The organism is Scopulibacillus daqui, from assembly GCF_016908855.1.
Taxonomy (GTDB): Bacteria; Bacillota; Bacilli; order Bacillales; family Sporolactobacillaceae; genus Scopulibacillus_A; species Scopulibacillus_A daqui.
Genome location: NZ_JAFBER010000014.1, coordinates 37,958 through 62,445, shown reverse-complemented (window position 1 = coordinate 62,445; position 24,488 = coordinate 37,958). Strand labels below are relative to the sequence as shown.

The window sequence follows — 24,488 nt, the reverse complement described above, 5'->3', positions numbered from 1 at the left end:
TTGTATTAGAGAGAATCCTTGATTATAATTTATCACAAGTTAGAATTATATCAATAGTCATATTATTATAATATTTCATGGAGGAGGCTGATCTATTGAGCACCCAGGCAAAAACGAAAGCGGAAAAGTCTGCGAAATTCAAGATGAAGATGCCAGATGCCTATGTTCTTTTATTTATTATTGCTCTCATCTGTGCCGCTTTGTCTTATTTTGTGCCGGCGGGAGAGTTTAAAAGAGTGCAGCATGGGGCAATTACACAGGCGGTTCCCGGAAGCTATCACCATGTAGAAAGTTCACCGGTTAGTATCATTCAATTCTTTACTGCGTTTGAGCAAGGTATGATTAATTCATCCTCAATCATCTTCTTAATTCTATTTACAGGGGGAACAATCGCAATTCTTGAAGAGTCAGGAGCTATTCAAGGGTTGATTCATCATGTTGTTGCTAAATTCAGTAAGAGACAGCTGTTATTTATGACTATTGTCGGGATTGTCTTTTCTATACTTGGGACAACAGGCATCGTTGTGAACTCTGTCATTGGCTTTATTCCATTGGGCATCATTGTTGCCCGCACGCTCAAATGGGACGCGGTTGTCGGCGCTGCTGTCATCTACCTTGGGAGTTATGCGGGTTTTAATGCCACTATTTTATCGCCAACACCTCTAGGCTTGTCACAAAAAATTGCCCAACTTCCGCTCTTTTCAGGGATAAAACTGCGCGCTGCCATTTATATTTGTTTCTTGGCGGCAACCATTATTTACATTTATATCTATTCACGCCGTTTGCACAAGGGAAAGGGCAGTGTACTTGGAAAGGATTGGTTTCCGAATCAGGCACTGCTTAATAAAGAAGAGAAGTCCGAAGTTCCTTTTACCCTTCGCCATAAGTTGATTATCATGGTTGCCGGCCTGTCAATCTTAGGTTTTTTAGCCGGTGCGCTATGGCTGCAATGGTCAGATATTGAAATGGCCGGCACATTTGTTTTCATTTCTATCATATCCGGCATTATTGCCAAAATGGATGCGAACAAGATTTCCAAAACCTTTTTAGATGGATGTCAGCGCTTGGTTTATGGAGCGCTTATTGTTGGGATGGCGCGCGCGATCTCGGTCATTTTAGAGAACGGGAAGCTTCTTGACACAATTGTCAATGGATTAGCCAGCCTCCTGCACGGTTTAAATCCATTTTTTGGTGCGATTGGCATGTTTATCTCCAGCATTCTTCTTCATTTCTTGATTTCTTCGGGTTCAGGGGAATCGGTGGTGTTCATTCCGATTTTAGCGCCTCTCGCCGATCTCATGCATATAACAAGGCAGGTCGCTGTGTAAGCTGTCATGCTGGGAGAAGGAGTCGCTAACTGCATTAATCCGACATCCGGTGTTTTAATGGGTGTTCTCGCGGCCAGCGGCATCCCATACTTTAAATGGGTTCGGTTTATGGCGCCGCTGGCTTTCATTTGGTTCATCATTGGGGCTGTGTTTATTGCCATTGGCGTTCTCATCCAATGGGGACCCTTCTAAGAGAAGCGGATAGCATTAAACCGATGATATCGAATATTATCAAATTATGTTAAAATAATGACACAAAGATTTTTATTAATATATTGACTATTTGATACTATTTTGATCAGTCATCATGAAAGAAGGGGTTAGATGGTTCTTATTGGTGTTGTATTAATTATTGTCGGATTCTTGCTAAGATTTAATCCGCTAGTTGTCGTAACCGTTTCGGCGCTTGTGACAGGCTTAATCGGCGGACTGCCAATTAAAGAGCTGATTACACAGTTCGGCGAAGCCTTTACAACGAATCGCTACATGTCGATCTTGATTGTCACTTTGCCTATTGTCGGCTTGTTAGAAAGAAACGGCTTGCAAAATCAGGCGGCGAAACTCGTTTCAAAAATTAAAGCTGTGACTGCGGGGCGCATTATTAATATCTATCTGTTAATACGCGAGATTGGGGCTGCTCTGGGACTGAACAGCATCGGCGGGCATCCGCAGACTGTTCGGCCGTTAATTGCGCCGATGGCTGAAGGGGCGGCTGAAGCAAAGTATGGCAAATTGCCTCAAGAAGAAAGAGAAAATATTCGCGCCCAAGCCGCCGCAGCCGATAACATTGGGTTATTTTTTGGCGAGGATATTTTTGTGGCGGTCGGCGGTATTTTGCTAATGAAAGGATTTTTCGATCAAAATCATATATCAGCTGATCCTATTTTAATGGCGCTTTGGGGAATACCGACAGCCGTCTGTGTGTTTATTATTCATTCGATTCGTCTTTACCTGTTTGATAAACGGCTGGATCGCCGGCTTGGCCAGCCTAAATTTTTAGAAGCCGGACAAGCTAATGAAACGGAAAGGAAAGTTGAAAGATGACGATTTCCGTTGAAGCAGTTTATGCATTTATGGGCATTATTGGATTGCTGTGTTCAATATATACTTTTTTCGATAAATCCAATTCGCGGCGAATAACCTCCGGCTTGTTTTATTTTATTTATGCTTTGACACTTCTCTTTGGGAAAGTTATTCCGCCTTTTTATATTGGATTAATGGTCATTGTGATGGTGCTTATTGTAGCTTGCGGAGGTCTTCGCAAAGGCCGTTTTAGAGAAGAAAGTACGGAAGCGCGTGAGGAACGCCGTCAGCGTCTTGGCAGCTGGCTGTTTTTGCCGGCCTTATTAATTCCTGTTTTAACCGTTGTTGGCTCTAAATTGTTGGCAAATATCAAAATAGGCCGCTTGCCGCTTTTTGATCCGGCCAATCCCACATTAGTCGCTCTTGGCGCGGCTTGTGTGATAGCTTTGATAGCGGCATTAGCCTTGACCCGCGATACGCCGCGAACGTCTATCAAGGAATGCCGGCGTTTATTGGAATCTATCGGATGGGCGGTAGTACTGCCTCAATTGCTTGCTACGCTCGGGACAATTTTCACAAAGGCGGGAGTTGGGACGGTTGTTACACAAATAACCACAAAATTTATACCTGAACACTCGCTGTTTTGGGCGGTATTGATTTACTGTGTCGGCATGGCTGTGTTTACTATGATTATGGGAAATGCCTTTGCTGCTTTTCCTGTTATGACAGCGGGGATTGCGATTCCGCTTCTTATTCAGCAATTTGGCGCTGACGCGAATCAGCTTGCAGCGATTGCTATGTTTGCAGGCTATTGCGGGACATTAATGACGCCGATGGCAGCGAATTTTAATATTGTGCCAGCCGCATTGCTAGATTTAAAGGATAAAAACCATGTCATACGTGTTCAGTTTCCGACCGCGTTAATCACGCTTGCGGTTAATGTTGCATTAATGTATTTTCTGATAAAGTAATATTGCCGTCAGCAGGCCGATGGTTAGTGATGATAGGAAAATGCTCTGCGCCATTTGCGGCGAGAAAAAGAGCGGCCATAGTTATGCGTGCCACGGTTATCTCCCGCTTTCATGAGTTGGCTAATGTTAACGGGAATCTTACAGACGTTACATAGGGGTAAAATAAGAGGTGTTAGATAATGAGAAAGAAAGTTTTGTTAACAGGGTTTGAAGCTTTTGGCGGCGAAAAGATAAATCCAGCGCTGGAGGCTGTTAGACGTTTAGACGGGAGAAAAATAGACGACATCACAATTGTTGCACAGGAAGTGCCGACAGTTTTTCACCGTTCTATTGAAACAGCGGTAAGAGCCATTATGGAGCATGAACCTGATGCGGTCATTTGTGTGGGCCAGGCCGGCGGACGTCTGAAAATCACGCCTGAACGGGTGGCCATTAATATTGATGATGCACGGATTCCGGATAATGATAACCAACAGCCGATTGATGAGCCGGTTGTTGCAGGCGGTCCGGCTGCCCTCTGGTCAACGCTGCCAATCAAAAGAATCGTCCGCCGCCTTAAGGAAGAAAGTATACCAGCCGCCGTGTCTAATACTGCCGGCACCTTTGTATGCAACCATCTATTTTATGGTGTTATGCATTATTTGCAAACAGAAGCATCAGATATTCGAGGCGGATTTATTCACATTCCATATATACATGAACAAACAGCTGATAAGGAGGCGCCGAGCCTCAGTCTCGATACGATTGTAAAAGGGCTGGAACTTGCAGCCGTAACAGCGGCAAATGAAAAAGAAGATATTAAGGAAGTTGGCGGAGCGACGCATTAAAGCTCTGCCTTTTTCTATTTCACAAGAGAACTAAATTCGAAAAATCAAAAGAGGGATAATTGAATTAATGAATGAATACACACATACAAAAACATATGAAAGGGGGAGCCTTATGAGTATACAAACCACCTCGAACGAATTTGACAATAAGACATATTATTCAGCCAAAGATATATTAAATATGGATGCTGCCGCTCTGTCCCAGAAAATTAAAATGGGCGAGATATCAGCAACCAAAGCTGTTCATACATATATCTCACATATTAAAAAGATAAATCCAGCCATAAATTGCCTTGTCGAAGACCGGTTTGACCAAGCTATCAAGGAAGCTGAGCAAGCAGACCAAATGGTTAAAGAGGGAAAGGCGGAAGGGCGATTATTCGGGGTCCCGATGAGTATAAAGGAAGCTTTGGATGTCGGCGGCATGAGAACAACAGGCGGTTTAACACATTTAAAGGAGCAGATAAAGGCATCGGATGCTGATGTTGTTGCTAAGGTGAAAAAAGAAGGAGCCATTATATTAGGAAAAACTAACACCCCAACATTATGTTTCTGCCAAGAAAGTGATAATCGGTGCTAAACTATTTAAACCCAATCAAAAACGACAACAAGAATTAAGCTGGTTTATTGAGCAAGGGGATAAACATTTAGCCGAATATTTGGAAAAACGTCTGCTTATTTTTCCTGTTTATCACCGGACAGCGCCCAATCATGGCGGTTTATTTAAAGAGCTTTTCTCTATTCGAAAAACTTTTTTGCGTTATCTGCCTTATATCATTTATGCAAATGTATGGGGGCTTCCTTCCCTGACTGTTCCCGTCGGCACGGACCAGCAAGGAATGCCTATAGCCGTTCAGGTGATAAGCATGAATGGAAATGAGGACGCTATATTTCAGCTTGGAGAGTTTTTAGAAACAAACTTCCGGGGTTATGTCAGGTGCAAGCATCATGATTAACTTAAAAGGAAAACTTAGAATAAGAGGACTGATGTTTGAGAATTAACGGCATTATTAAAACAAAAGAGCTGCCGCTTGGCCGCAGCAACTCTTTTGCTATATCAATTTCTTAAAATCGATTCGCTTATTAAGCACATACATCACCGGAGCGCCGACCGCCATAACAACGAATTCGCCGACAGCTGTTGTTAGCCATGTTAATAAGAAAGGCGCATGAAGGGCTAAATGGAGTTCGATAGCAATAAGAAACATAGTTATTGTAAAGACAACGGTATTTACCGCCATTCGGGCCCAAATGCCTTTAATAAAGCGTCCGGACAAGATAGTCACCGTTAACGAAAAGATTGATTGGGCGACGCCGAAAACGAGATCGTATGCCGCCATAGGCGAAAAAAACAGGTTGGTTAAAATAACACCTAAAACGATCCCAAATATATATTTTTTATTGAAAACAACGAGATGGTTGAACATTTCTGGGATGCGGAATTGAATCACCTTAAAGCTTAATGGCTGTATAAGCATAGAAATGACAATATATAATGCCGCTATTATCGCGTTTCCCACCAGTGTTTTTACCTTCATATTTCATTCTCTCCTTAGTTTTTTTACGTGGGAGGTTTTCGAACCACGCGGGTCAATACCCAAAGATATTATTATACTGATACACTGTTATTTAGTCAAAAGCCACCGGCGGAGAACGAAATCGCATTGGTTTTAGCTATACTAACCTAACGGCGTTATAAAAAGGATTGGCCTTAGATTTGTCGAAATTAAAGATTAATCTATTAATATGTAGAAAGGAAATCAATAAATGCGGCAAATAATTGCTCTGGGCGGTGGCGGGTTTTCGATGGAACCCAATAATCCCCTATTAGATTTGTACATTTTAAAACAAGCAAAAAAGAAAAAGCCTCAAATATGTTTTGTTCCAACTGCCAGTGGGGATTCAAAAGATTATATATCGAGATTTTATAACTTTTTTAATAAACAAAATTGTAATCCGGCTCATTTGTCTTTATTTAAACCGCCAACAAGGGATATCGAAGGATTTGTTCTTGAAAAAGATATTATTTATGTCGGTGGTGGAAATACAAAGAATTTACTAGTTTTATGGAAAGAGTGGGGGTTAGACAGTATTTTTAGAAAGGCTTGGAACAAAGGTGTTGTTTTAGCCGGTATTAGCGCAGGTTCATTATGCTGGTTCGAAGAAGGTGTCACTGATTCATTTGGAGAAGGATTAGAACCAATAAAATGTTTGGGTTTCCTAAGGGGAAGCAATTGTCCGCATTACGATGGTGAATTAGATAGAAGACCTTCTTATCATAAACTTATACGTTCAAACAATATACAATCGGGTATTGCAATAGATGACGGTGCTGCGGTCCATTATATTGATCAAACAATTAGTAACGTAGTTAGTTCCAGAACAAAGGCAAAGGCTTATAAGGTTTATAATGATAATAAAGTCATAGAGGAAGAAATTACGCCAAAATATTTAGGTTCATACTAATCTAACGGTTGTCTAGTAAAGCATATCATCCAATAAAGGTTAATTATATGAGCTTCTAAGCGCGATTAAGGCAAGATATCAAGAAACAAATAAAACCTATTCAAGCGCTGCCTGAATAGGTTTTAATGGGCTTATTATCTTTGATTCATTTCATTTGGATGCGGGCCTTTGCGTCTGTTGCGGTTAAGTTCATTGATTTTTGCCATCTCATCCGCACTAAGTTCAAAATCAAAGACATTAAAGTTCTCTTCTATTCTAGATGGTGTGACTGATTTCGGAATAACGACGGTGTTATTTTGCAAGTGCCAGCGCAACACAACTTGGGCCGGCGTTTTGCTGTGTGCTTCAGCAATTGCTTTAATCACTTCATCTTGAAGGACTTCGCCGCCTTGATCAAGAGGGCTCCATGCTTCTACAAAGATATCATGTTTGGCGCACCAATCCTTTACCTCATTTTGGGAAAGGTACGGATGACACTCAATTTGGTTTAGAACAGGCTTGACTTCGCATTCTTTTAAAAGGCGTTCTAAATGTTCTATTTCAAAGTTGCAAACGCCGATAGCTTTAACTTTGCCATCATGATAGAGTTTTTCCATCGCTTTATATGTATCGACGTATTCATCAAATTCAGGTGTTGGCCAATGTATTAAATAGAGGTCCACATAGTCAAGGCCTAACCTTTCCAAACTTTCATCAAAGGCCCGCAATGTGTTGTTATAGCCTTGGTCGCTGTTCCAAACTTTTGTCGTAATAAATAATTCCTCTCGAGGAACGGAAGAATCTTTAATAGCTTTGCCGACGCCTGCTTCATTTTTATAGATCATCGCAGTATCAATTAATGTGTAGCCTGTTTCAATGGCTTTAGAAACTGCAGCTGTTGCTTGTTCATTTTCAACTTGCCAAACCCCAAAGCCAAGCTGAGGCATTTTTAACCCGTTGTTCAATGTAACAAAATTCATTTTACATTTCTCCTTTTATCATTAATTTAAAAAAGCCGGCCGGAAAAAATGATGGAATGCTTTTAGAACAGCAATAAAACGGTTCGAATGAACAATTCATCTGTATGCAGGCTCATAGTAAGGATAAGCCGTTCAGCTTCAAGTTGATTGTAACAACAAATACTTAAAGAGGTCAAAAAATTCAATTTGTTAGCGGCGTGTCTTTAAAAATGAGGTTGACAGATGTGTCCGTAAGAGATTTTAAACAAAATGGCCGCTTTCCTCTAAATTCATCCTTAGGTTTGCTTTTGTAACTAATTTTTAACTATTTTATGAAAAATCTATGATAAAATAAATCATCACTAACAGCATGATACTAAGCGTTTTATCTTTTCTATAAAAAATGGCTCAGCACATACCCTATTCGAATAATGAATTAAAAAGGAGTTGTTAAAAATTATTGATAAAATTGCCTAAACATTTTTTTGCTCAATAATAAATAAGAAGAAAACTATAAAAAAAGAGGGCCTTATATGAGTAGAAGGAAATCTAGAGAAATTAAAAGGCGCAGAAGAATAATTGGATACAGCGGCCTATTAATAGTTTTGATCATTATAGGCGCTTATTTTTATCAGCAAAAATCATCTGAACCATCTTCAGCAAGTGTAAGCGCTTCTGAAAGCAAAAAGCAAGAAGCCGAAAAACCAAACAAATATAAAGCGGCAAGCCATGGCAAACGGTCTGAAGATCCTCCCGTTAATATTGTGAACAGTCAAGATATTGATCGCTATTTAAAGAGCATTCATTTTAATGGTTCAGCTATGATTGTCAAAAACGGGAAAGTTGTCATTGAAAAAGGTTATGGCTTGTCTAATCGTGAAAAAGGGATTAAAAATAACTCAAATACGGTTTATTATATTGGATCGATTACAAAGTCGTTTATCTCAACGGCGCTGATGCAGCTTCAAGAAAAAGGCAAGGTAAATGTCCATGATCCATTAGCTAAATACCTTCCTAACTTTCCGCATGCTCATCAGCTCACACTCTTTGATTTATTGACACATACGTCCGGCATTCGTGAAATTGACGAATCACAGGATAAGCTGACAAGAGAACAGCTGATGCAAAAAATCGGGAAAAATGCACAAACTTTAATGTTTCCTCCTGGGACAAGATGGGCTTATTCTGATTCGAATTATTCTATTCTCGGCTATATTGTTGAGAAGGTTTCAGGAGAATCCCTTCACGATTATATCAAGCAGCACATCTTTAAACCGGCTGGCATGAATCATTCCGGATTTGGCACGCATTTTAACAAAGAACCTTATCCATCAACAGGCTATAAAATCAAAAATGGCTCGATGTACACGCCGGATATACCAGACTTTTCCCAGTTGTTTGGCTGCGGCGACATTTATACAACAGCCCCTGATTTGTACAAGTTTGATCATGCGCTGGCATCCGGAAAGCTTGTGTCGCAAGAAAGCTACCAACAAATTTTCACACCATTTAAGGCCACGTATGGCTTTGGATGGTATGTAGATCCGGGAAGCGTCTCATCGCATGGCGTCTTGCCTGGCTGGAATGGTTTAAACAGCTACGGAAAAAATGGAAAAGTCTATGTGGTCTTGCTCTCAAACATTCAAAATAATATTAAGTCATTTGGCATTGTCAATAACACCATTTATACAAAGTTAGCCAATGATCCATCACTTTAAGGCGGGGAACATCCTCGCCTTTTTGCTGTATTAAACATAGCGGGTATATCAGCCTTTTTCCGGGAGGATGAAAGTTGATTTTCTGCGCTTGTGTGTTTCTCTTTCAAAAATGTTAAGGAAAAAAGCTCAGCCCCTTCATATAATGTTGATAAATAGTCAACACATGATGAAAGGCGGGAACAAAATGCCTGAGGAAAGTGATGCCTTCAATAAACTGGGGACGCTGTTAAAATCACTGCTAAAGCAACAGTCGCTTTCTATGCGGAAGCTGAGCGCTCTTACCGGAATGGATACTGCTACTATCTCGCGGATTGTAAATGGCAAACAACAAGCAAAATTGACCCATCTCCAAAAATTTTCTGATTCCCTTAATGTGCCAATGGAGGATTTGGTTAAGGCAGCCGGTTTTAATATGTCAGAATCTGAGAAAAATAATCAGCAAAACATTAACAATCCTGTAAACCACATTCAGGAAGCGCTCGCATCTTCAAAGCTTATTGACAAAAACTTTAACACTGCACATATTGAGCAGGAATTAGACAAGTATGAACAATATGCGCAGACTGAAGAAGGGCATCGGCAGATTTGTGAAATGTTTGAGACAAAGATTGAACAGGTGAGCGGTATTGGCCCATATATCGATGAGCTAAAACAAATGTACCAGCAATATTTAGACGACAACATGCTGCCGAAAAAACGCGCTATTCTAGGCAGCGCTTTATTGTATTTTATATTATCGGCGGATATTATTCCCGATTACGTCTTTCCAATTGGTTATTTAGATGATGTCATTGCCATACAGATTGTCCAAAAGCGTCTTGCTGAATAATTTGCTTCACAGATAGCCCAACCCGTTGGCTTTAATTAAGGTTCCATAATTTCCCCTGCCAAAAATTGGATTCTAGATGATAAATCTTGATGAACAGCACTTGTCCCTCAATATCCCGTACTTTTTATATGATAACCGAGCCCATATCGGAAAAATTGGCCAGATATGGGTTTTTTCGTGGAAAATATTAAATGCGGATGAGTCGGTATGTGTTGATTAATCCTCAACAGTTCATTAACATTTTCTCAACGTTTTTGTCAGACATGCGCACATTTTCTCAACACTGAAATATTGTATTAGTAAACACGCGTTTTTGACTATTTCACAAGGGCAGGCACAGCTCCCTTCCAAAATCTGAGGGCAGGAGGTGAGGGGGTATGTCAGTGTATGAAACCATTCAATCTATGTTAAATTTTGGGTTGCTGATTGTCACCATCCTGGCATTTCAAAAAAAGAAATAACCGCCTTTAAGTCTGGCAGCCAGGCGGTTATTTCATCAATGAAAAACTCGAGTTATGCCTAAAATAGAGTGATTCTACGGGCCGATGTGTTTTAAACACTATCGGTCTTTTATTATACTACACACTTTAATAAAAGAGGTTACCATGTTAAATGCCTTAGATAGCAGGCGGCATCTGTCTTTTAAGGAAAATTAATTTTTGCGGAGTCTGATGATCTGCATTCATCATCCGTTGAGGAGCGTTTCTTTCTTTTCAAAACCTATTGATGAACCGATGCACATTCTTCAACACTCCAGAATAGACTGCTGAAAAAAGTAAAAAATTTCTTTTAGGATGTGACAACAATGAGTAAAGTACAATCAACATTGGCTTCTGATAGCAGCCAATCTAAGTTTCGTGACATCGTCAGAAATCGTAAGAAGGGATGGAGACGTTCCATTTGCATCATCTGGGCACTAATGGGACCGGGTCTAGTAGCGGCAATTGCTAATAATGATGCAGGCGGTGTTATTTCTTACGCGGTAACAGGAGCGACATTTGGCATTGGGTTATTTATTCCTTTAGTGTTTTGTCTTGCGCCTCTGGCATATACCATTCAAGAAATGAGTATGCGGCTTGGGGCCGTAACCCAGGAAGGCTTTTCAAGATTGGCCTTGCGGCGTTACGGGAAATTCTGGGGATACTACCACATCTCAACCCTTGCTTTTGAAAATTTATTGACACTCATTACAGAATTTATTGGGATGACAGCGGGGCTCGTTTTGTTAGGTTTGCCTCTTTGGGTCAGTTCCATCCTATGTTTATTGCTTGTCGTTGCTTTTGTTCTTTTTACCGGATATTGGACGAAAGAGCGGCTGGCTCTATTTGTAGGTGCGCTCAATATTATCTTTTTGGTTGTAGCAGCCATGACACACCCGAGCCTTTCAGCCATCGGGCATGCTTTTGCAGCATGGAACGTTCCGAAAGAACTTCAAGGCGGCGTCATTTGGTTCGTCATTGCGACTATGGGGAATGCGATCGCTCCTTGGATGATCTTCTTTCAAGGAAGCGGCACGATCGACAAAGGCGTGACATCAAATGAACTGCGTTTGAGCCGAATTGACACGGCATTAGGCACCCTTATCCAAGTGATTATCGCAGCAGGTATTATCATCTGCGGGGCGTCCCTGTTTGGACACGTGCATAACATCAGTAACGCAGGTCCGGCCGAGATGGTTGGAGCGATTAATCATGTTGCAGGACGATGGCCGGCCATTCTCTTTGGTCTAGGGTTGTTTAACGCTGGGTTTTTGGCATCTATCACCGTTTCTCTATCTTCTTCATGGAGTATTGCTGAATTGTTCGGCTGGTCGAAGAGCCTCAATGACAAGATATGGGAAGCGCCGAAATTTTACGCGGTTTATATCGGCAGTCTCGTCTTTGCCGCATTGGCCATTTTAGTACCGCATTTGCCGTTAAATCTCATCTCGATAGCGACACAGGTTATCGGCGGTGTTCTGATGCTGCCCCTTCTTATTTTTATGGTATTGATGACGAGTGATAGGAAGTTGATGGGGGCGTACAGAACAAAATTATTCGGAAGAATATGGGGATGGGCAATGGTTTTACTGCTGATCGGACTGACTCTGGCTAGTTTTTGGCAGACATTCTTTCAATAAATAAAAAAATATCCCGAAAATCAGCGAAATAGGCTGTTTTCGGGATCTGTTTTACGATGCTCTGGGAGCTTGATTGATAAAAATGATGATGTCTAGGCGCCTTTAAGTTATTTACTTTTTCAAATGGAACGGAACGGTGGTTATAACAACATTCTTATGGCGGAAAAGCCATACGCGCAAAAGAAGCGCGCTCTGATTGTGCAATAAATTATGCCACCATTTCTTCGGCAAGAATTGAGGGACAAGGATATGAATATGATCGTGTTCTCCCTTTTTCTTCTCTATGGCCGCAATCAGCCGGGATAAAGGTTCAAGAATCGACCGATACTTGCTTTTAAGGACTACAAGTCTGCAAGGTGCCCCCCATTCTTCCCACTTCTTCTCCATTTTGTCTATTGATTCATCATCAAAGCCAACATATACAGCAATGACATCAGTTCCCAAACTTTTTGCGAATGAGAGTGTATGATTAACGACACGATGGACACCGGACACCAAAACAATGGATGTGACATGATGCGGCTCCGGATGATCCTCTTTGGGATTAATGCGCAGTTGTAACGCGACCTGATGATAGTGCCGGTGAATCGCTATTGATATAAAGATCAAAAATGGCAATACAATTAAAACAATCCATGCGCCGCTGGCGAATTTCGTTACGGCGAAAATTAAAGCGACTATTAATGTAACAATCGCACCGATAAGGTTAATAAACAGCTTTAACTTCCAGTAGGAGCCCTTAACTCTCCGCCACCGGCGAATGAGGCCAATTTGGGCGACTGTAAAAGAAATAAATACACCGATGGCATATAAAGGAATAAGGGCATTAGTATTGGCGCGAAAGGCAGCGATTAAAAGGCTCGCCAAGGCTGCCAAAAGAATAATGCCGTTTGAATAGCCCAATCGATCTCCGCGATTCGTTAGTCCGCGCGGCAGAAATCCGTCTCCTGCAACAATTGCCGCTAATTGAGGAAAGCCGGTAAATGTCGAGTTGGCTGCTAAGATCAGCACGATGAAAGTAAACCAGATAATGATTTGATAAAGCAAACCGTGTCCAAAGTAATCGGCTATTAATTGCGAGAGCATTGTATTTTTGCTGTTAACCGAAATTCCTCTTACATATAGGTGATACGAAAATCCAATAAGTGTTATGCCTGTAATCAGCCCCAAGGCTATATAGGTTTTTATTGCATTTCTTGGCTTAGGATCTTTAAAAACAGGGACAGCATTTGAAATGGTTTCTATCCCTGTAAGCGCAGAACAGGCTGAACTGAAAGCCTTTAAAAGCAACAAAGTTGTTAAACCATTTGGTATTGTTCCGAAACTTGGCGTTGACGATTGTATAAAACCATGACGGCATTCATCAATAAACCCCGTTATGATTAAAAGAATCATACAAGCCATGAACCCAAACGTAGGCCATGCAAAAATCTTGGCCGATTCAGCTATCCCTCTCAGATTCACTATAACTAAGACTAATACGCATAAAAGCGCTAAAGTCGTCTCAAAAGGGGCCATTGCAGGATATGCAGACGAAACGTTCTTGACAGCGGAAGATACTGAAACGGCAACCGTTAAAACATAATCAATCAACAGCGAACTGGATGCAATGAGAGAAACCCACGGCCGTTTGAAATTATCCTTTGCAATAGCATAAGCGCCTCCCCCTTTTGGGTAGGCTAAAACCCCCATAATATAAGATAAAATCAAAATGACAAGGAGGATAACTGTTGAAAAAGTGATAGGCAAGATCAGCCACTTTGCATTTGAACCAAGACCCGCAAGCTCAGTCATTCCAGATTCAGGCCCATAAGCAACCGACGAATAAAGATCCGCAGAAAGTATTGGCAGTGCAATAAACCAGATTAATTTATTATGCTGTGCATGAAGTTCTTTTGTCCGCATAGGGCGGCCAATTAAAACCCGCTTAACAGCACTGAAATTCAATACAGAATACCAAATGCCTAAGAGAGCCAATATAATTAAAGTTATTTCCAGCCATTTCAATGGATGTTCCATACCCCTGTTTCTCCTTTCTGCTCGTTATACTCGGAGATGATCAGTAAGAATAATCAAAGCTTTCCCTTCCTGACTAACATTAGTATGACCTTTCTGACTGAAGATTAAGTCCTTCTAAGAAAATCGTTGCCGCAGAAATTAAGTAAACCACACAAAGCACCACCAGCCTCTCTTTATACGCTTGCGAGGTTAGCTGTCGAATTCGGTCGTAAAGAGCCGCCCTGCCTTTTAAAAGGCTTCACCCTTTTGCGGCTCTGCCGCGGTTGGTTCCCCCGCTTCAAATCAATGAATGAAGCGATATCAGATTTTTTGAAACGATTTTCTTAGAGTGAGGAAATTTTACTCCCAATCATATTTTGTTGTAAATCGTTAAAAACGGTTGAAAAAGCGCTTACAATTGTTGTTTTCTTCTAATATCTTTTAGGTTTAAATCTACTTTTTAATTTTCAGTGAATTAAGATGTTATCATCCTCATTTCCGAAAAAGACATTGGGTATATGTTGGACATACAAGTGACGTTCTGCAGGAGAGAGATGATTTTTCACATATTAAGATATTTATATGAAACGGTTTTATAAATAAAGTACATTTTTGGCTTAGGATGAGAGACCAAGAATAAGGTCATCCTTCGGCATATAATAACTATTATCATAACGATAGGCAGCTTTTCAGGAAGGAGGATGGCCCATTGCCTGCATTTGTTGGTCCGGTTAAAGTGAATACCATTTCAGGTGCAGTAAGTTTTGGAGACAGTCTGAACGTATCTCCAAAATATATGTCAAAAACATATGCTGGCTCAGGCGGCTACGGAACAGGTGATTTCCATAATGAAAATAATAGTTTTAGTTTAACTCATTCGTATGATGCTGATGCTAACGATACCAATAATGCTGCAAATATATAATCCCGTTGATTGATTGAATAAAAAGGAGGGGAAATATGCCATCGTTTGTTGAATCTTTTAAGGCCAATACTGTTTCTGGATCAGTTAACTTTGGTGATACCGTCAATTTAACGCCTAAGCAATTGATTAAGTTTTATAACGGTGCAGGGGGCAACCGGACAGGGGATTTTCACGTTCAAAACAGTTTATATTCACAAACAAATACGTTTGATCCAGATGTTAATGATATGAATGCTGAAGGGGACAGATAACTTTATAATAATGAAATGTATCGGAATCATCTCATAAAAGGTGTGATCATATTGCCTTCGATTGTTGGAGCTGTAAAGATTAATACCGTTTCCGGCGCGCTTAATTTCGGAGACAGCTTGAATGTTGCTCCCAAAGCTGTTTCAAAGACATTTTCAGGTTCAGGCGGATTTAGTACAGGAGATTTTCATATTGAAAATAATGTTTTTAGTATAACGAATACGTATGATGCTGATCTTAATGATGCCAATAATGCTTTGAATAATTAATGAATATAGAGTTTCTGCATACACTTCTCATAGAGACGATCTAAACGTCTAATTTGCGTCAACAGGCGGCTTAAATGGTTTGAACATTTAAGTCGCTTTTTATTCCATGTAATTTCCATTTTCACATTAGGATTACAAAAAAGCATTAAATCTATATCTATTTATTTTTTTATGGTTATGATACCATAGTTTGGTATAAAACTAAAATTTTTGGAATGCGCTGGTTTGTTGACTGGCAAATGTAAGGAGTTGACTTATGAAAAAAATTATATACTTTTTGCTTACTTTTCAAATGATTATACTATCCCTTTATGGTTTACAATTTTTTAAAGAAAATAAAATGAATAAACTATTATATAAAGGACATACAAGTATTCTTCTAAACTTTGATAAACCCAGAAAGCATTCATATCATTATGGGGACTATTTGCAAAAACTGGGGGATAAATATCATACACCTATTTCAAAATACGTTTTTAAAGATGATCATCATTTGATTATTTATACTTCTGATCCAAGTTTAAAAGGTCAAATAAAATTGAAAGAAGGCCAATTGCCCGAACCTCATTCGGAAGCATTTATTAGTAACTTTAAGAGCTCCCATTCAAAAGAAAGCGGTGTATTTCCAAGGTCAGACCCTAAAACGGATATTGTGATAAAAAGAATCACTCAAACGCAAAATTTAGGAGCCGACGGCATTTATTATTTATCTACTCAAAATGAACAGTTAATCAATAAGCTGATTAAAGACATAAATGATAATGTTGCCAGCGTAAAAATATTAGATACATACCATTCAAATGTGCTTCCGCCCAATTTAATTCTTTGGGCTAACTTATTATTGGTTAGTTTGTGTTTGGTGATATCCGTTATTCATTATGCTTTAAGCAGAAATAGAGACATTGCTATTTTACGTATTAACGGGCATCGTTCATGGCATATTTTAAAGCATATGTTTTTATCTCTTTTACCTGTTTTTTCAATGAGTATCCTCTCTTCTTATTGTACTTTAAGCGTCTATTATATTTTTATAAATGGGTTGAACTATTTTGGGACGTTGTCATTACTGTTCATTTTGGTATTACTGGCCGGCTTTTTTTCCATAGCTGTTCCTTTGTTAATAGTTACAGCATGGCTGATAAATGATATGAAAACAATCGATATAGTAAAAGGCAGAAAACGATATGCGGTTGTTTTGGTACTGCATGGCATTTTAAAAGTTGTTTTCCTTGTGTTTCTATTGCTTTCAATATATCAATTGGCGGAGAAATCGTCTCTTTTAAAACATGATCTAGAAGGGCTTTCGGTGTGGAACAAAACAAAAAATTTGTATACAACGGCCGTATCCTATACGGGTGAGAATGATCGAAGCAAAGAGTACGATACGTCTAAAAGAATGAAAAAGTTCTATTTCGAAATGCAAAAAAAAGATGGATTTATTATGGAGGCTTCTAATTATGACAAGTTAGATAATCAATACATATACGATTTAAACTCTGAAGGAGAAAATGCAAGGTTATCTCCTGATGGGAAGAGTGTCACCGTAGACGAAAATTATTTGAAATATAATCCTATCAAAACTAATGGAAACGCAGACAACACAATGAAACGTATTGTTCACAAGGATTATGTCAGAAATATTTTAGTTCCTTATAGTTTAAAAAAATATGAATCTCAAATTAAAAAGAATTTTTTAAGCGACTTCTATTACAAAAAGGTAGAAGTGGAAAATATCTATAATAAAAGCTTAAACATGCCAGAGAATAAAACAAAAATGTCAGATTTAAAAATAAATATCATTTATGTTGATGATAATCAAAAATACTTTACTTATGACTCCAGTATAAAGCCAGCAGACAAAAATCAAATCACTGATCCTATAGCTGTTGTTGAAACAGGAAATATAGATGGCTCTTATTATTTGTCTTATATATCTGGGTGCTTTTATTTTTATTCAAAGCAAAATGATGCTTACGGCGACATCTTGCCTATAATTAGAAAATCAAATGCTGGCTCTTCGATACAAAATGTTGTTTCTGTCTATGATCAGCATGGTCAGGAGATACAGCAATTAAAGCAGGAAAAAACAAGCTTGCTATTAATGGCAATCGTATTGATTCTCTCTAGCTTTATGATTACCTATAATTTAGTCGCAAGTTACTATGAAAAAAATAAATATACCTTATATATCAAAAAGATATTTGGGTATTCAGGCTTAAAAAGAAATAATAAGTTTTTAATGGCCATTTTTCTGGTGAATTTTATTCCAGTCGCCATTCTTGGTTTGTTGAAGGGTGACATTGTTTTTTTAACCGGCATAATCATATTCATTCTGGAAATGATTCTTGTTTTTGGATTTGACAAAATGCTCTCCAGAAAGGCATTTAACTCTATTATAAAAGGAGACCATTAATGTATGATTAAATTGGAAAACATAGATAAAACTTTTGGTCAAAAAAGGATTTTTAATCAGTATAATCTTACAATTAAAAAGGGAGATTTTATAGCGGTTACCGGTAAAAGCGGTGCGGGAAAAACAACGTTATTAAATCTGGCAGGTCTTTTAGAGGAACCTACTGACGGAGACATTATTGTTGAGAATAAAAAAAATCCTTCTAAAAAGGAAATAATGTATTTACAGAGACATCATTTCGGATACCTATTTCAGAATTACGCATTAATCGAAAATACCACTGTAGAAAAAAATTTAAAAATAGCTTTGGCTTATCAAAGAAAAAAGCAAGCATCATTTGAAATTGAGGAAGCCTTAAAAAAAGTGAATTTAGCTGGATATCAAAAGAAAAAAATATTTGAACTCAGCGGAGGAGAACAGCAGCGGGTAGCTTTGGCGCGAGTTATTGTAAAAGATGCTTCTTATATATTCGCTGATGAGCCTACGGGCAATTTAGACAGGGAAAATAGAGACATAGTATTTTCTATATTAAAAGATTTAAATAGAGAGGGCAGAACGGTTGTATTTGTAACCCATGATTTGGAATTAGCGGAAAAGGCAGATACAGTTATCTCGTTATAAGACCGGCGGATATAAGCAGACAGTTAAAAAATAATCATTTTCTATGCGGCTTTAGTTCTATATGATTGTATAGGGCTGAGGCCGTTTAGTCTTTTTAGATTGATTCATCAATTAAGCAGACCTGTATCCTATCAATATTAAAATCATCATTATGATTGTTTCAATGACAGAAACAATGATGAGAATGGCATGATTCTTTTTTCTCAATATGAATAGTTGGCCAGCGAAATTACAGAATAGAAAAATCAGAAAAATAAATGTGCCATAAATGATAAGTTTGCCATCCATCCCATTATGTCCTCCCTTATAAATGATCTATTATTATTATCGGTCTTTTTATATAGAAGTTCGCCATATCCGTGAAAGCATTAAATTCTAAGCCGAACAGGTTGATCACTTTTAGTTTTGGAATGTGCTGACATGCTTAGTTTTCTAAACAAAGCACACCTTTTCCTTCCTTTACATATTAAATATGTATGGGCGGATTAAGGAGGAATAGGGATGATCACAGTAAATATCGGGAGTAAAACATTTCAGTTTCGCGGTGATTTAGAGGCTTATTTTCACCAGTTTCGCAAGAACATTATTGGTACGAATCAGACGTTCCAGTCTCCTTATGGCAAGAAGACGATCATTTATGCGGATTGGACCGGAAGCGGACGGTTGTATCGTCCGATTGAAGAAAAGCTTAGTCAAGTTTTCGGGCCATATATGGCGAATACTCATACGGAATCTAATATAACAAGCTCGGTTATGACATTAGCCTACGATCATGCGAAAAAGGTTATTAAACAACATGTTAATGCCGATGAGCATGATGTTCTCTTGTTTGATGGTTTTGGGATGACATCAGTGGTGAATAAACTTCAAAGGCTGTTAGGGTTAAAAGTCCCAGAAAAATTAAGGCATAAAATTAGTCTTTCAGAAGAAGAACGTCCGATTATTTTTGTTACACATTTGGAGCACCATTCTAATCATACGTCCTGGCTGGAAACGTTAGGGGATGTTGTGATTTTGGACCCTGATGCAAGCGGAAGGCCTGATATCAAGCATTTAGAAAAGCTATTATCGGCATATAGACATCGAAAAGTTAAAATCGGCTCATTTTCGGCATGCTCTAATGTGACCGGGATTCAGGTGCCTATTCACCAATTTTCAAGAAAAATGCACGAACATGGCGGCATCTGCTTTGTTGATTTTGCCGCATCAGCCCCTTATGTTGACATAAATATGCATCCGAATGATCCCCTCGAAAAATTAGACGCCATTTTCTTTTCGCCCCACAAATTTTTAGGAGGGCCCGGTTCAAGCGGCGTTGTTGTGTTTGACTCAAGGCTTTATGTCAATCAAGTGCCTGATCATCCGGGAGGCGGAACGGTTTTATGGACGAATCCATGGGGCGGGCACCATTATTATCCGGACATTGAAGCTCGCGAAGATGGCGGGACGCCGGGAATTTTACAAGGGATAAAGGCCGCTTTAGCCATTAAGTTAAAAGAACAAATGGGTACAGACCATATTTTAAAAAGGGAAAAAGAGCTCCTGCAAATCCTTCTGCCATCTTTAAAAGAAATTCCTGCTTGTCATGTATTGGAAGAACATATCACAGAGCGTCTGGGGATTGTGTCATTTTATGTTGATGATATTCATTATAATCTGATCGTTAAGTTGCTGAATGACAGGTTTGGGTTTCAGGTTAGGGGAGGCTGTTCTTGCGCGGGGACATACGGCCATTACTTATATCACATTGACCAAAAGGCTTCCAAGTTTATTACGGATAAAATCAATGCCGGAGATTTATCGGCAAAGCCGGGCTGGGTAAGGTTTTCAGTTCATCCCACTATGACTAATGAGGAAGTATACAGATTTGTCCAATCTATAAAACTAATCGTTAAAAATATTGATGAATGGAAAAAAGACTACTATTATGATCCGAAAAGCAATGATTACTTTTATATCAAACATAGAAGGGCGGATATGGATCGGGTTTTTCGGCTTGAAGAGAATGCCTAAGCCTCTATTAAATCTTAACAATCCATTTACAAGAAATAAAAAGCCACTTAATAAACGGCATTTACAATAGAATTGAAAATACCGAAAAAGAGGTGGCTGTTTTGCGGAAGATGAATAAGCGAGGAAAGTTTAATATGGCTCTGTCATTAGCGGCTGTTGCAACGTTCACATTTAGCTATTTTACTGACGCGCATGCGAAGGAGCCTCAAAAAGAGGTTCCCGGCAAGGCCAAAAATGTCATTCTGTTTGTTGGGGACGGCATGGGCGCTGCTCATCGGAATGCTATTCGCCTTGCGACTGTCGGCCAAAAAGGCGAGCTTGCCATGAACGATATGCCATATACCGGCATGGTCCACACAAGTTCAACCAGCACTGTTACAGATTCTGCAGCGGCTGCAACAGCGATGGCAGCCGGCGTCAAAACATATAACGGTGCCATCTCTATAAATACCAGCAAGAAACCTGTAAAGACCGTATTGGAATCGGCAAAAGAACAAGGCAAATCTACCGGGCTGGTAACGACAAGTCAAGTGACTGATGCCACTCCAGGCGCATTTGGCGCTCATGTGAATGATCGCAAATCACAGAGCGATATTGCCAAACAATATATTGAAAATAGCAAAGTAGATGTGATATTAGGCGGGGGCGAGGATTATTGGTATCCAAAAGGCCAAGCCGGCGCTTATCAAGATCACCCGCCTGAAGACCCAACTGAGGCGAGCAAAGGGACTCAAGGCAATTTAGTTAATAAAGCGAAAAAATTGGGATATTCCTATGTAACGAATGCTAAAGAACTTAAAAAAGCCAATAACCAAAAATTACTTGGTTTGTTTGCCAATGAAGAGATGTTCCAGCAGCGGCCTGAAGGTCAAGGCGATATTTATGACCCGGTTGTTTCCTTGCCAGACATGACAAAAAAGGCCATAGATACGCTTTCTAAGAATAAAAAAGGCTTCTTTTTAATGGTTGAACAAGAAGCTACTGATGAGATGTCGCATGTTAATAATGCCAAGCAAATGATCAAAGCGGGCGATCAATTAGACAAAGCAGTAAAAGAGGCCAAGGCCTTTGCCAAGAAACATCCCGATACTTTAGTTCTGGTAGCCGCGGATCACGAAACAGGCGGACTCGCGATTGAAGATACAGATAATAAGGATGAATCCGGAGACGGCATTTCTAAAGAGGATGGCCCTTTTAACGTCGCCCATTCTAAGAATCAATTTATGATTGATTGGACTAGAACGGAACATACGGCGGATGATGTACCGCTGACAGCAATGGGAAGCGGCGCTCAATTATTCTCAGGCACATATGAGAATACCCATATTCACGACGCGCTTTTAAAAGCAATGGGGATAAAATCATAAATAATGGACAATACTTTACATTATGAAAAACGGCATAAAAAATTCATATAGCAAAAAACAGCGGATGACTAAGTTATGGAGGTAGTGCATATGGATGCCAAACGAGTCAAACAGATTCTGTCATCACCGGCCGAAATTGATGTAAAGTATCATGATGTTTCAGTATGGATTGATAAGTTAAATGACGATGAAAAAACAGCGGCTGTCCATTTAGTAGACGGCCCTTTAGAAGAACAGTCAATCGTTGATATTACGGAATTAGAAGAAGAAGAGTGATTTGAAGGAAGCTGCCTGATGAAGTGTAAGGCGGCTTTTTTTGCTGTCGGATGCAGCTAAAAGAAGCGGGGCATACTAGCTGTTGTAAAGGAGTGAAGGCAATGAATGAAATAGCAAAATTAACTGAAGACCAATTAAAGAAAATCACCGACATGGAGGATGAACTTGGCGTTTTGCTTGTCGCTTATGAAGAACACAGAGATTTAACACATAATCATAAGGGCAGCAATCATATGGAGATTGATGGTTCAGGCATATAAGTCTTATAGGAAAAATCCCGCATTGCGGGATTTTTATCATGTTAAACCATTAAGTACCTATTGGTTTTTCTTCCTCTTTTTATTGTTTTGCCTTTCAGCTTCTGTCAGCGGTTCGTTGGCAAATTCATGATCAAAATCTCGGGATAAATGCTTTCGTACAGCCTGCTCATCATTTACTTCTGATTTTAAATGCTTCTTTACATTTTTGCCCATTGTAACACCTCCATGGGCATATTTTGCTCAACTATTTGCCTCATTTATGTATCATTTCATAAAATCATGTATATACAATGTATATACATACGGCATAGGAGATGTTAGAATGGAATTGGATGAAACGAATCAAAACAAAGAGGCGGAGATCATGACGATGGCAACAACCATCCAAAAATGGGGGAATAGTCTTGCCGTACGGATTCCTAAAGACATTGCTGAACGCATTAACATTCACAAAGGCTCTGAAATAGAAATCAGAGTGGAAGAGAGTGAAGGAACCATCAAAATCGTTCCCATTAAGCGGCCGAAGAGCTATTCATTAGAAGAACTCTTGAAACAATGTAAACCGGAAAACCGTCATCAAGAAATTGATTTTGGCTCAGAGGGGAATGAACTATTGTAATGTCAGCACCAGACCGTGGCGATCTTGTATATTTAGATTTCAATCCACAAAAAGGACATGAACAAGCTGGAAACCGGCCTGGCATTGTTTTATCACCAAAGGCATTTAATCAAACAGCAGGTTTGGCAAGCATATGTCCTATTACGAATACCATTAGGGGATGGGGATATGAAGTAAACCTTCCTTCTGGTTTAGCTTTTAAAGGTGTTATTTTAACCGATCAAATCAAAAATTTAAATTGGAAGGCTTGCCGCCTTGAAGTAAAAGGACAAGCCCCAGAAGAAATAGTCAATGACTGTTTAGCTAAGATTCATACCTACTTATCACTATAAAAAAGCTTTAATTTTTTTTTATCCAACGACGATATCAATCACATAATGAAAGCGATCGGACAGCCATTCCCAGATCACTTATGTCACACATCTAAAATAAATAGGTTGGCTTAAGCCAGTCACAGCTACCTTCGGGCATTATTAGCAATAAGATCACAGTAAACTACTTTTTAAATTTTCGATATAAAAATAAAGTAACAAGATAAATAATCGCTAATATAATTAAAAATAGACTTATACTTTGTTGATTAGTTAAGGAAAAAGTATTCTGTAATAGTAACACGGAAGTCATTAATAAAACGCTTGGTAAAAGTATAATAAGAGCGATGAAAATAAAAGATGTGCCGCCTGTACCCTTTCTAAAGTCTTTTAGCAAATCTCTTTTAAAAAAAATTAAAATAAAAATAAGAACACAGGCAGCAGCTATGGCAATAAATAATCCCACTAGTGCTTTACCTCCTAGCCTTTATTCCTAAAGGTTATGTGAACTTGATTTCTTTTACAAAGAAAATCAAAATAAAATCTACAGTTAATATAGGACAGAAATTTTTAATTCCTATACCAAGCAGTTTATGGTCATCCACTAAGTTTAGAACAGTCATGAACACCGTGACCTTTAGCATTTAAACCATCACATTTTGCCATACTTCCAATAGAAGAACAGTGATACTTTATTCAAAACAGTTCTATCATCATATTTTACATCAATATTTATCGCTGAGTGCTTTTGGATGTTTATCTATAGACAATCCTATCCACTCCAATTCGGAATAAGGAAAATTTTTCATAAAGGACAGTTTACCTGTTTTTTTATGATGGATAGTAATGATTTGCTTATGGTATAGTGATATAACAATGCAAGCGGCATTTAAGATCAATGCCGTTTGCATATTTCAAAGGATTCAGCAACAATAAAGAAAAGAAAGC

At 39.1% G+C, this 24,488-nt stretch carries 28 protein-coding genes, 1 pseudogene and 2 riboswitches; of the genes and pseudogenes, 22 read left to right on the top strand and 7 right to left on the bottom strand.

Annotated features, from left to right (window positions below; all coding sequences use genetic code 11):
• Nucleotides 1-143: 143 nt before the first annotated feature.
• The 6 genes and pseudogenes from JOD45_RS10860 to JOD45_RS16595 all read left to right on the top strand — a co-directional run bounded on the left by JOD45_RS10860 (nucleotide 144) and on the right by JOD45_RS16595 (nucleotide 5,105).
• Nucleotides 144-1,520 (top strand): annotated as a pseudogene (locus JOD45_RS10860) (YfcC family protein).
• 132 nt (nucleotides 1,521-1,652) lie between these two features.
• Nucleotides 1,653-2,372, top strand: coding sequence for a DUF969 domain-containing protein (locus tag JOD45_RS10855; RefSeq protein WP_205003908.1), 720 nt, complete (start codon nucleotides 1,653-1,655; stop codon nucleotides 2,370-2,372).
• On the top strand, nucleotides 2,369-3,322 hold the full coding sequence (locus JOD45_RS10850; RefSeq protein ID WP_205003907.1) for a DUF979 domain-containing protein: 954 nt from the start codon (nucleotides 2,369-2,371) through the stop codon (nucleotides 3,320-3,322). The genes JOD45_RS10855 and JOD45_RS10850 overlap by 4 nt, the downstream gene beginning before the upstream one ends.
• A gap of 179 nt (nucleotides 3,323-3,501) precedes the next feature.
• Complete coding sequence (gene pcp, locus JOD45_RS10845) at nucleotides 3,502-4,149, top strand: pyroglutamyl-peptidase I (protein WP_205003906.1); 648 nt, start codon at nucleotides 3,502-3,504, stop codon at nucleotides 4,147-4,149.
• Nucleotides 4,150-4,261: 112 nt separating this feature from the next.
• Nucleotides 4,262-4,729 (top strand): amidase family protein, encoded by a 468-nt coding sequence (locus tag JOD45_RS16600; protein WP_239549221.1) that lies wholly within the window; start codon nucleotides 4,262-4,264, stop codon nucleotides 4,727-4,729.
• Nucleotides 4,713-5,105: an amidase family protein gene (locus JOD45_RS16595; protein WP_338056079.1), complete on the top strand. Its 393-nt coding sequence runs from the start codon at nucleotides 4,713-4,715 to the stop codon at nucleotides 5,103-5,105. Before JOD45_RS16600 ends, JOD45_RS16595 begins: the two co-directional genes overlap by 17 nt.
• Nucleotides 5,106-5,201: 96 nt before the next feature.
• Here JOD45_RS16595 and JOD45_RS10835 read toward each other — a convergent pair whose 3' ends face one another.
• A complete protein-coding gene (locus JOD45_RS10835) occupies nucleotides 5,202-5,687 on the bottom strand; it encodes a QueT transporter family protein (protein WP_205003905.1) in 486 nt (161 codons plus the stop codon).
• Nucleotides 5,688-5,695: 8 nt separating this feature from the next.
• A riboswitch (PreQ1 riboswitch) is annotated at nucleotides 5,696-5,740 on the bottom strand.
• Between the two features lie 176 nt (nucleotides 5,741-5,916).
• On the opposite strand from JOD45_RS10835, the gene JOD45_RS10830 reads away from it, so the two are divergent.
• A complete protein-coding gene (locus JOD45_RS10830) occupies nucleotides 5,917-6,615 on the top strand; it encodes a Type 1 glutamine amidotransferase-like domain-containing protein (protein ID WP_205003904.1) in 699 nt (232 codons plus the stop codon).
• 134 nt (nucleotides 6,616-6,749) lie between these two features.
• Here the strand turns inward: JOD45_RS10830 and JOD45_RS10825 are convergent, their stop codons facing one another.
• Nucleotides 6,750-7,574 carry an aldo/keto reductase gene (locus tag JOD45_RS10825; RefSeq protein ID WP_205003903.1) on the bottom strand — a complete coding sequence of 275 codons (825 nt, stop codon included), beginning with the start codon at nucleotides 7,572-7,574 and terminating at the stop codon, nucleotides 6,750-6,752.
• A gap of 512 nt (nucleotides 7,575-8,086) precedes the next feature.
• On the opposite strand from JOD45_RS10825, the gene JOD45_RS10820 reads away from it, so the two are divergent.
• From JOD45_RS10820 to JOD45_RS10810, 4 genes are all read left to right on the top strand, one after another.
• Nucleotides 8,087-9,271 carry a serine hydrolase domain-containing protein gene (locus JOD45_RS10820; protein WP_205003902.1) on the top strand — a complete coding sequence of 395 codons (1,185 nt, stop codon included), beginning with the start codon at nucleotides 8,087-8,089 and terminating at the stop codon, nucleotides 9,269-9,271.
• Between the two features lie 184 nt (nucleotides 9,272-9,455).
• Entirely contained in the window at nucleotides 9,456-10,100 is a 645-nt protein-coding gene (locus JOD45_RS10815; RefSeq protein WP_205003901.1) for a helix-turn-helix domain-containing protein, read from the top strand.
• A gap of 377 nt (nucleotides 10,101-10,477) precedes the next feature.
• Nucleotides 10,478-10,561 (top strand): putative holin-like toxin, encoded by an 84-nt coding sequence (locus JOD45_RS16985; protein WP_380898649.1) that lies wholly within the window; start codon nucleotides 10,478-10,480, stop codon nucleotides 10,559-10,561.
• 344 nt (nucleotides 10,562-10,905) lie between these two features.
• Complete coding sequence (locus tag JOD45_RS10810) at nucleotides 10,906-12,219, top strand: NRAMP family divalent metal transporter (protein ID WP_205003900.1); 1,314 nt, start codon at nucleotides 10,906-10,908, stop codon at nucleotides 12,217-12,219.
• A gap of 111 nt (nucleotides 12,220-12,330) precedes the next feature.
• Here JOD45_RS10810 and JOD45_RS10805 read toward each other — a convergent pair whose 3' ends face one another.
• Nucleotides 12,331-14,238: an APC family permease gene (locus JOD45_RS10805; protein ID WP_205003899.1), complete on the bottom strand. Its 1,908-nt coding sequence runs from the start codon at nucleotides 14,236-14,238 to the stop codon at nucleotides 12,331-12,333.
• Nucleotides 14,239-14,400: 162 nt separating this feature from the next.
• A riboswitch (cyclic di-AMP (ydaO/yuaA leader) is annotated at nucleotides 14,401-14,545 on the bottom strand.
• Between the two features lie 381 nt (nucleotides 14,546-14,926).
• Between JOD45_RS10805 and JOD45_RS10800 the strand changes: the two genes are divergently transcribed.
• The 5 genes from JOD45_RS10800 to JOD45_RS10780 all read left to right on the top strand — a co-directional run bounded on the left by JOD45_RS10800 (nucleotide 14,927) and on the right by JOD45_RS10780 (nucleotide 18,694).
• Nucleotides 14,927-15,142: a spore germination protein gene (locus JOD45_RS10800; protein ID WP_205003898.1), complete on the top strand. Its 216-nt coding sequence runs from the start codon at nucleotides 14,927-14,929 to the stop codon at nucleotides 15,140-15,142.
• 35 nt (nucleotides 15,143-15,177) lie between these two features.
• Entirely contained in the window at nucleotides 15,178-15,393 is a 216-nt protein-coding gene (locus tag JOD45_RS10795; RefSeq protein ID WP_205003897.1) for a spore germination protein, read from the top strand.
• Between the two features lie 51 nt (nucleotides 15,394-15,444).
• Entirely contained in the window at nucleotides 15,445-15,660 is a 216-nt protein-coding gene (locus JOD45_RS10790; protein WP_205003896.1) for a spore germination protein, read from the top strand.
• Between the two features lie 256 nt (nucleotides 15,661-15,916).
• On the top strand, nucleotides 15,917-18,073 hold the full coding sequence (locus JOD45_RS10785) for a bacteriocin-associated integral membrane family protein (RefSeq protein WP_205003895.1): 2,157 nt from the start codon (nucleotides 15,917-15,919) through the stop codon (nucleotides 18,071-18,073).
• A 3-nt stretch (nucleotides 18,074-18,076) separates the two neighbouring features.
• Nucleotides 18,077-18,694 (top strand): putative bacteriocin export ABC transporter, encoded by a 618-nt coding sequence (locus JOD45_RS10780; RefSeq protein WP_205003894.1) that lies wholly within the window; start codon nucleotides 18,077-18,079, stop codon nucleotides 18,692-18,694.
• Between the two features lie 111 nt (nucleotides 18,695-18,805).
• Here the strand turns inward: JOD45_RS10780 and JOD45_RS10775 are convergent, their stop codons facing one another.
• Nucleotides 18,806-18,982 (bottom strand): hypothetical protein, encoded by a 177-nt coding sequence (locus JOD45_RS10775; RefSeq protein ID WP_205003893.1) that lies wholly within the window; start codon nucleotides 18,980-18,982, stop codon nucleotides 18,806-18,808.
• Nucleotides 18,983-19,195: 213 nt separating this feature from the next.
• On the opposite strand from JOD45_RS10775, the gene JOD45_RS10770 reads away from it, so the two are divergent.
• From JOD45_RS10770 to JOD45_RS10755, 4 genes are all read left to right on the top strand, one after another.
• Nucleotides 19,196-20,707, top strand: coding sequence for an aminotransferase class V-fold PLP-dependent enzyme (locus JOD45_RS10770; protein ID WP_205003892.1), 1,512 nt, complete (start codon nucleotides 19,196-19,198; stop codon nucleotides 20,705-20,707).
• Nucleotides 20,708-20,817: 110 nt separating this feature from the next.
• On the top strand, nucleotides 20,818-22,074 hold the full coding sequence (locus JOD45_RS10765; protein WP_205003930.1) for an alkaline phosphatase: 1,257 nt from the start codon (nucleotides 20,818-20,820) through the stop codon (nucleotides 22,072-22,074).
• 90 nt (nucleotides 22,075-22,164) lie between these two features.
• Nucleotides 22,165-22,350: an H-type small acid-soluble spore protein gene (locus tag JOD45_RS10760; protein WP_205003891.1), complete on the top strand. Its 186-nt coding sequence runs from the start codon at nucleotides 22,165-22,167 to the stop codon at nucleotides 22,348-22,350.
• Nucleotides 22,351-22,451: 101 nt separating this feature from the next.
• Nucleotides 22,452-22,610, top strand: coding sequence for a hypothetical protein (locus JOD45_RS10755; RefSeq protein WP_205003890.1), 159 nt, complete (start codon nucleotides 22,452-22,454; stop codon nucleotides 22,608-22,610).
• A gap of 57 nt (nucleotides 22,611-22,667) precedes the next feature.
• On the opposite strand, the gene sspO is transcribed toward JOD45_RS10755, so the two are convergent.
• On the bottom strand, nucleotides 22,668-22,823 hold the full coding sequence (gene sspO, locus JOD45_RS10750) for a small acid-soluble spore protein O (RefSeq protein ID WP_205003889.1): 156 nt from the start codon (nucleotides 22,821-22,823) through the stop codon (nucleotides 22,668-22,670).
• A 109-nt stretch (nucleotides 22,824-22,932) separates the two neighbouring features.
• On the opposite strand from sspO, the gene JOD45_RS10745 reads away from it, so the two are divergent.
• Together JOD45_RS10745 and JOD45_RS10740 are read left to right on the top strand one after the other, a co-directional pair.
• Nucleotides 22,933-23,229 carry an AbrB/MazE/SpoVT family DNA-binding domain-containing protein gene (locus JOD45_RS10745; RefSeq protein ID WP_239549220.1) on the top strand — a complete coding sequence of 99 codons (297 nt, stop codon included), beginning with the start codon at nucleotides 22,933-22,935 and terminating at the stop codon, nucleotides 23,227-23,229.
• On the top strand, nucleotides 23,229-23,561 hold the full coding sequence (locus JOD45_RS10740) for a type II toxin-antitoxin system PemK/MazF family toxin (protein ID WP_205003888.1): 333 nt from the start codon (nucleotides 23,229-23,231) through the stop codon (nucleotides 23,559-23,561). Before JOD45_RS10745 ends, JOD45_RS10740 begins: the two co-directional genes overlap by 1 nt.
• Nucleotides 23,562-23,724: 163 nt before the next feature.
• On the opposite strand, the gene JOD45_RS10735 is transcribed toward JOD45_RS10740, so the two are convergent.
• Nucleotides 23,725-24,006 (bottom strand): hypothetical protein, encoded by a 282-nt coding sequence (locus tag JOD45_RS10735; protein WP_205003887.1) that lies wholly within the window; start codon nucleotides 24,004-24,006, stop codon nucleotides 23,725-23,727.
• A gap of 259 nt (nucleotides 24,007-24,265) precedes the next feature.
• The gene (locus tag JOD45_RS10730) at nucleotides 24,266-24,451 is read right to left on the bottom strand and encodes a hypothetical protein (RefSeq protein WP_205003886.1); all 186 of its coding nucleotides are present in this window, start codon (nucleotides 24,449-24,451) and stop codon (nucleotides 24,266-24,268) included.
• Between the last annotated feature and the right edge of the window lie 37 nt (nucleotides 24,452-24,488).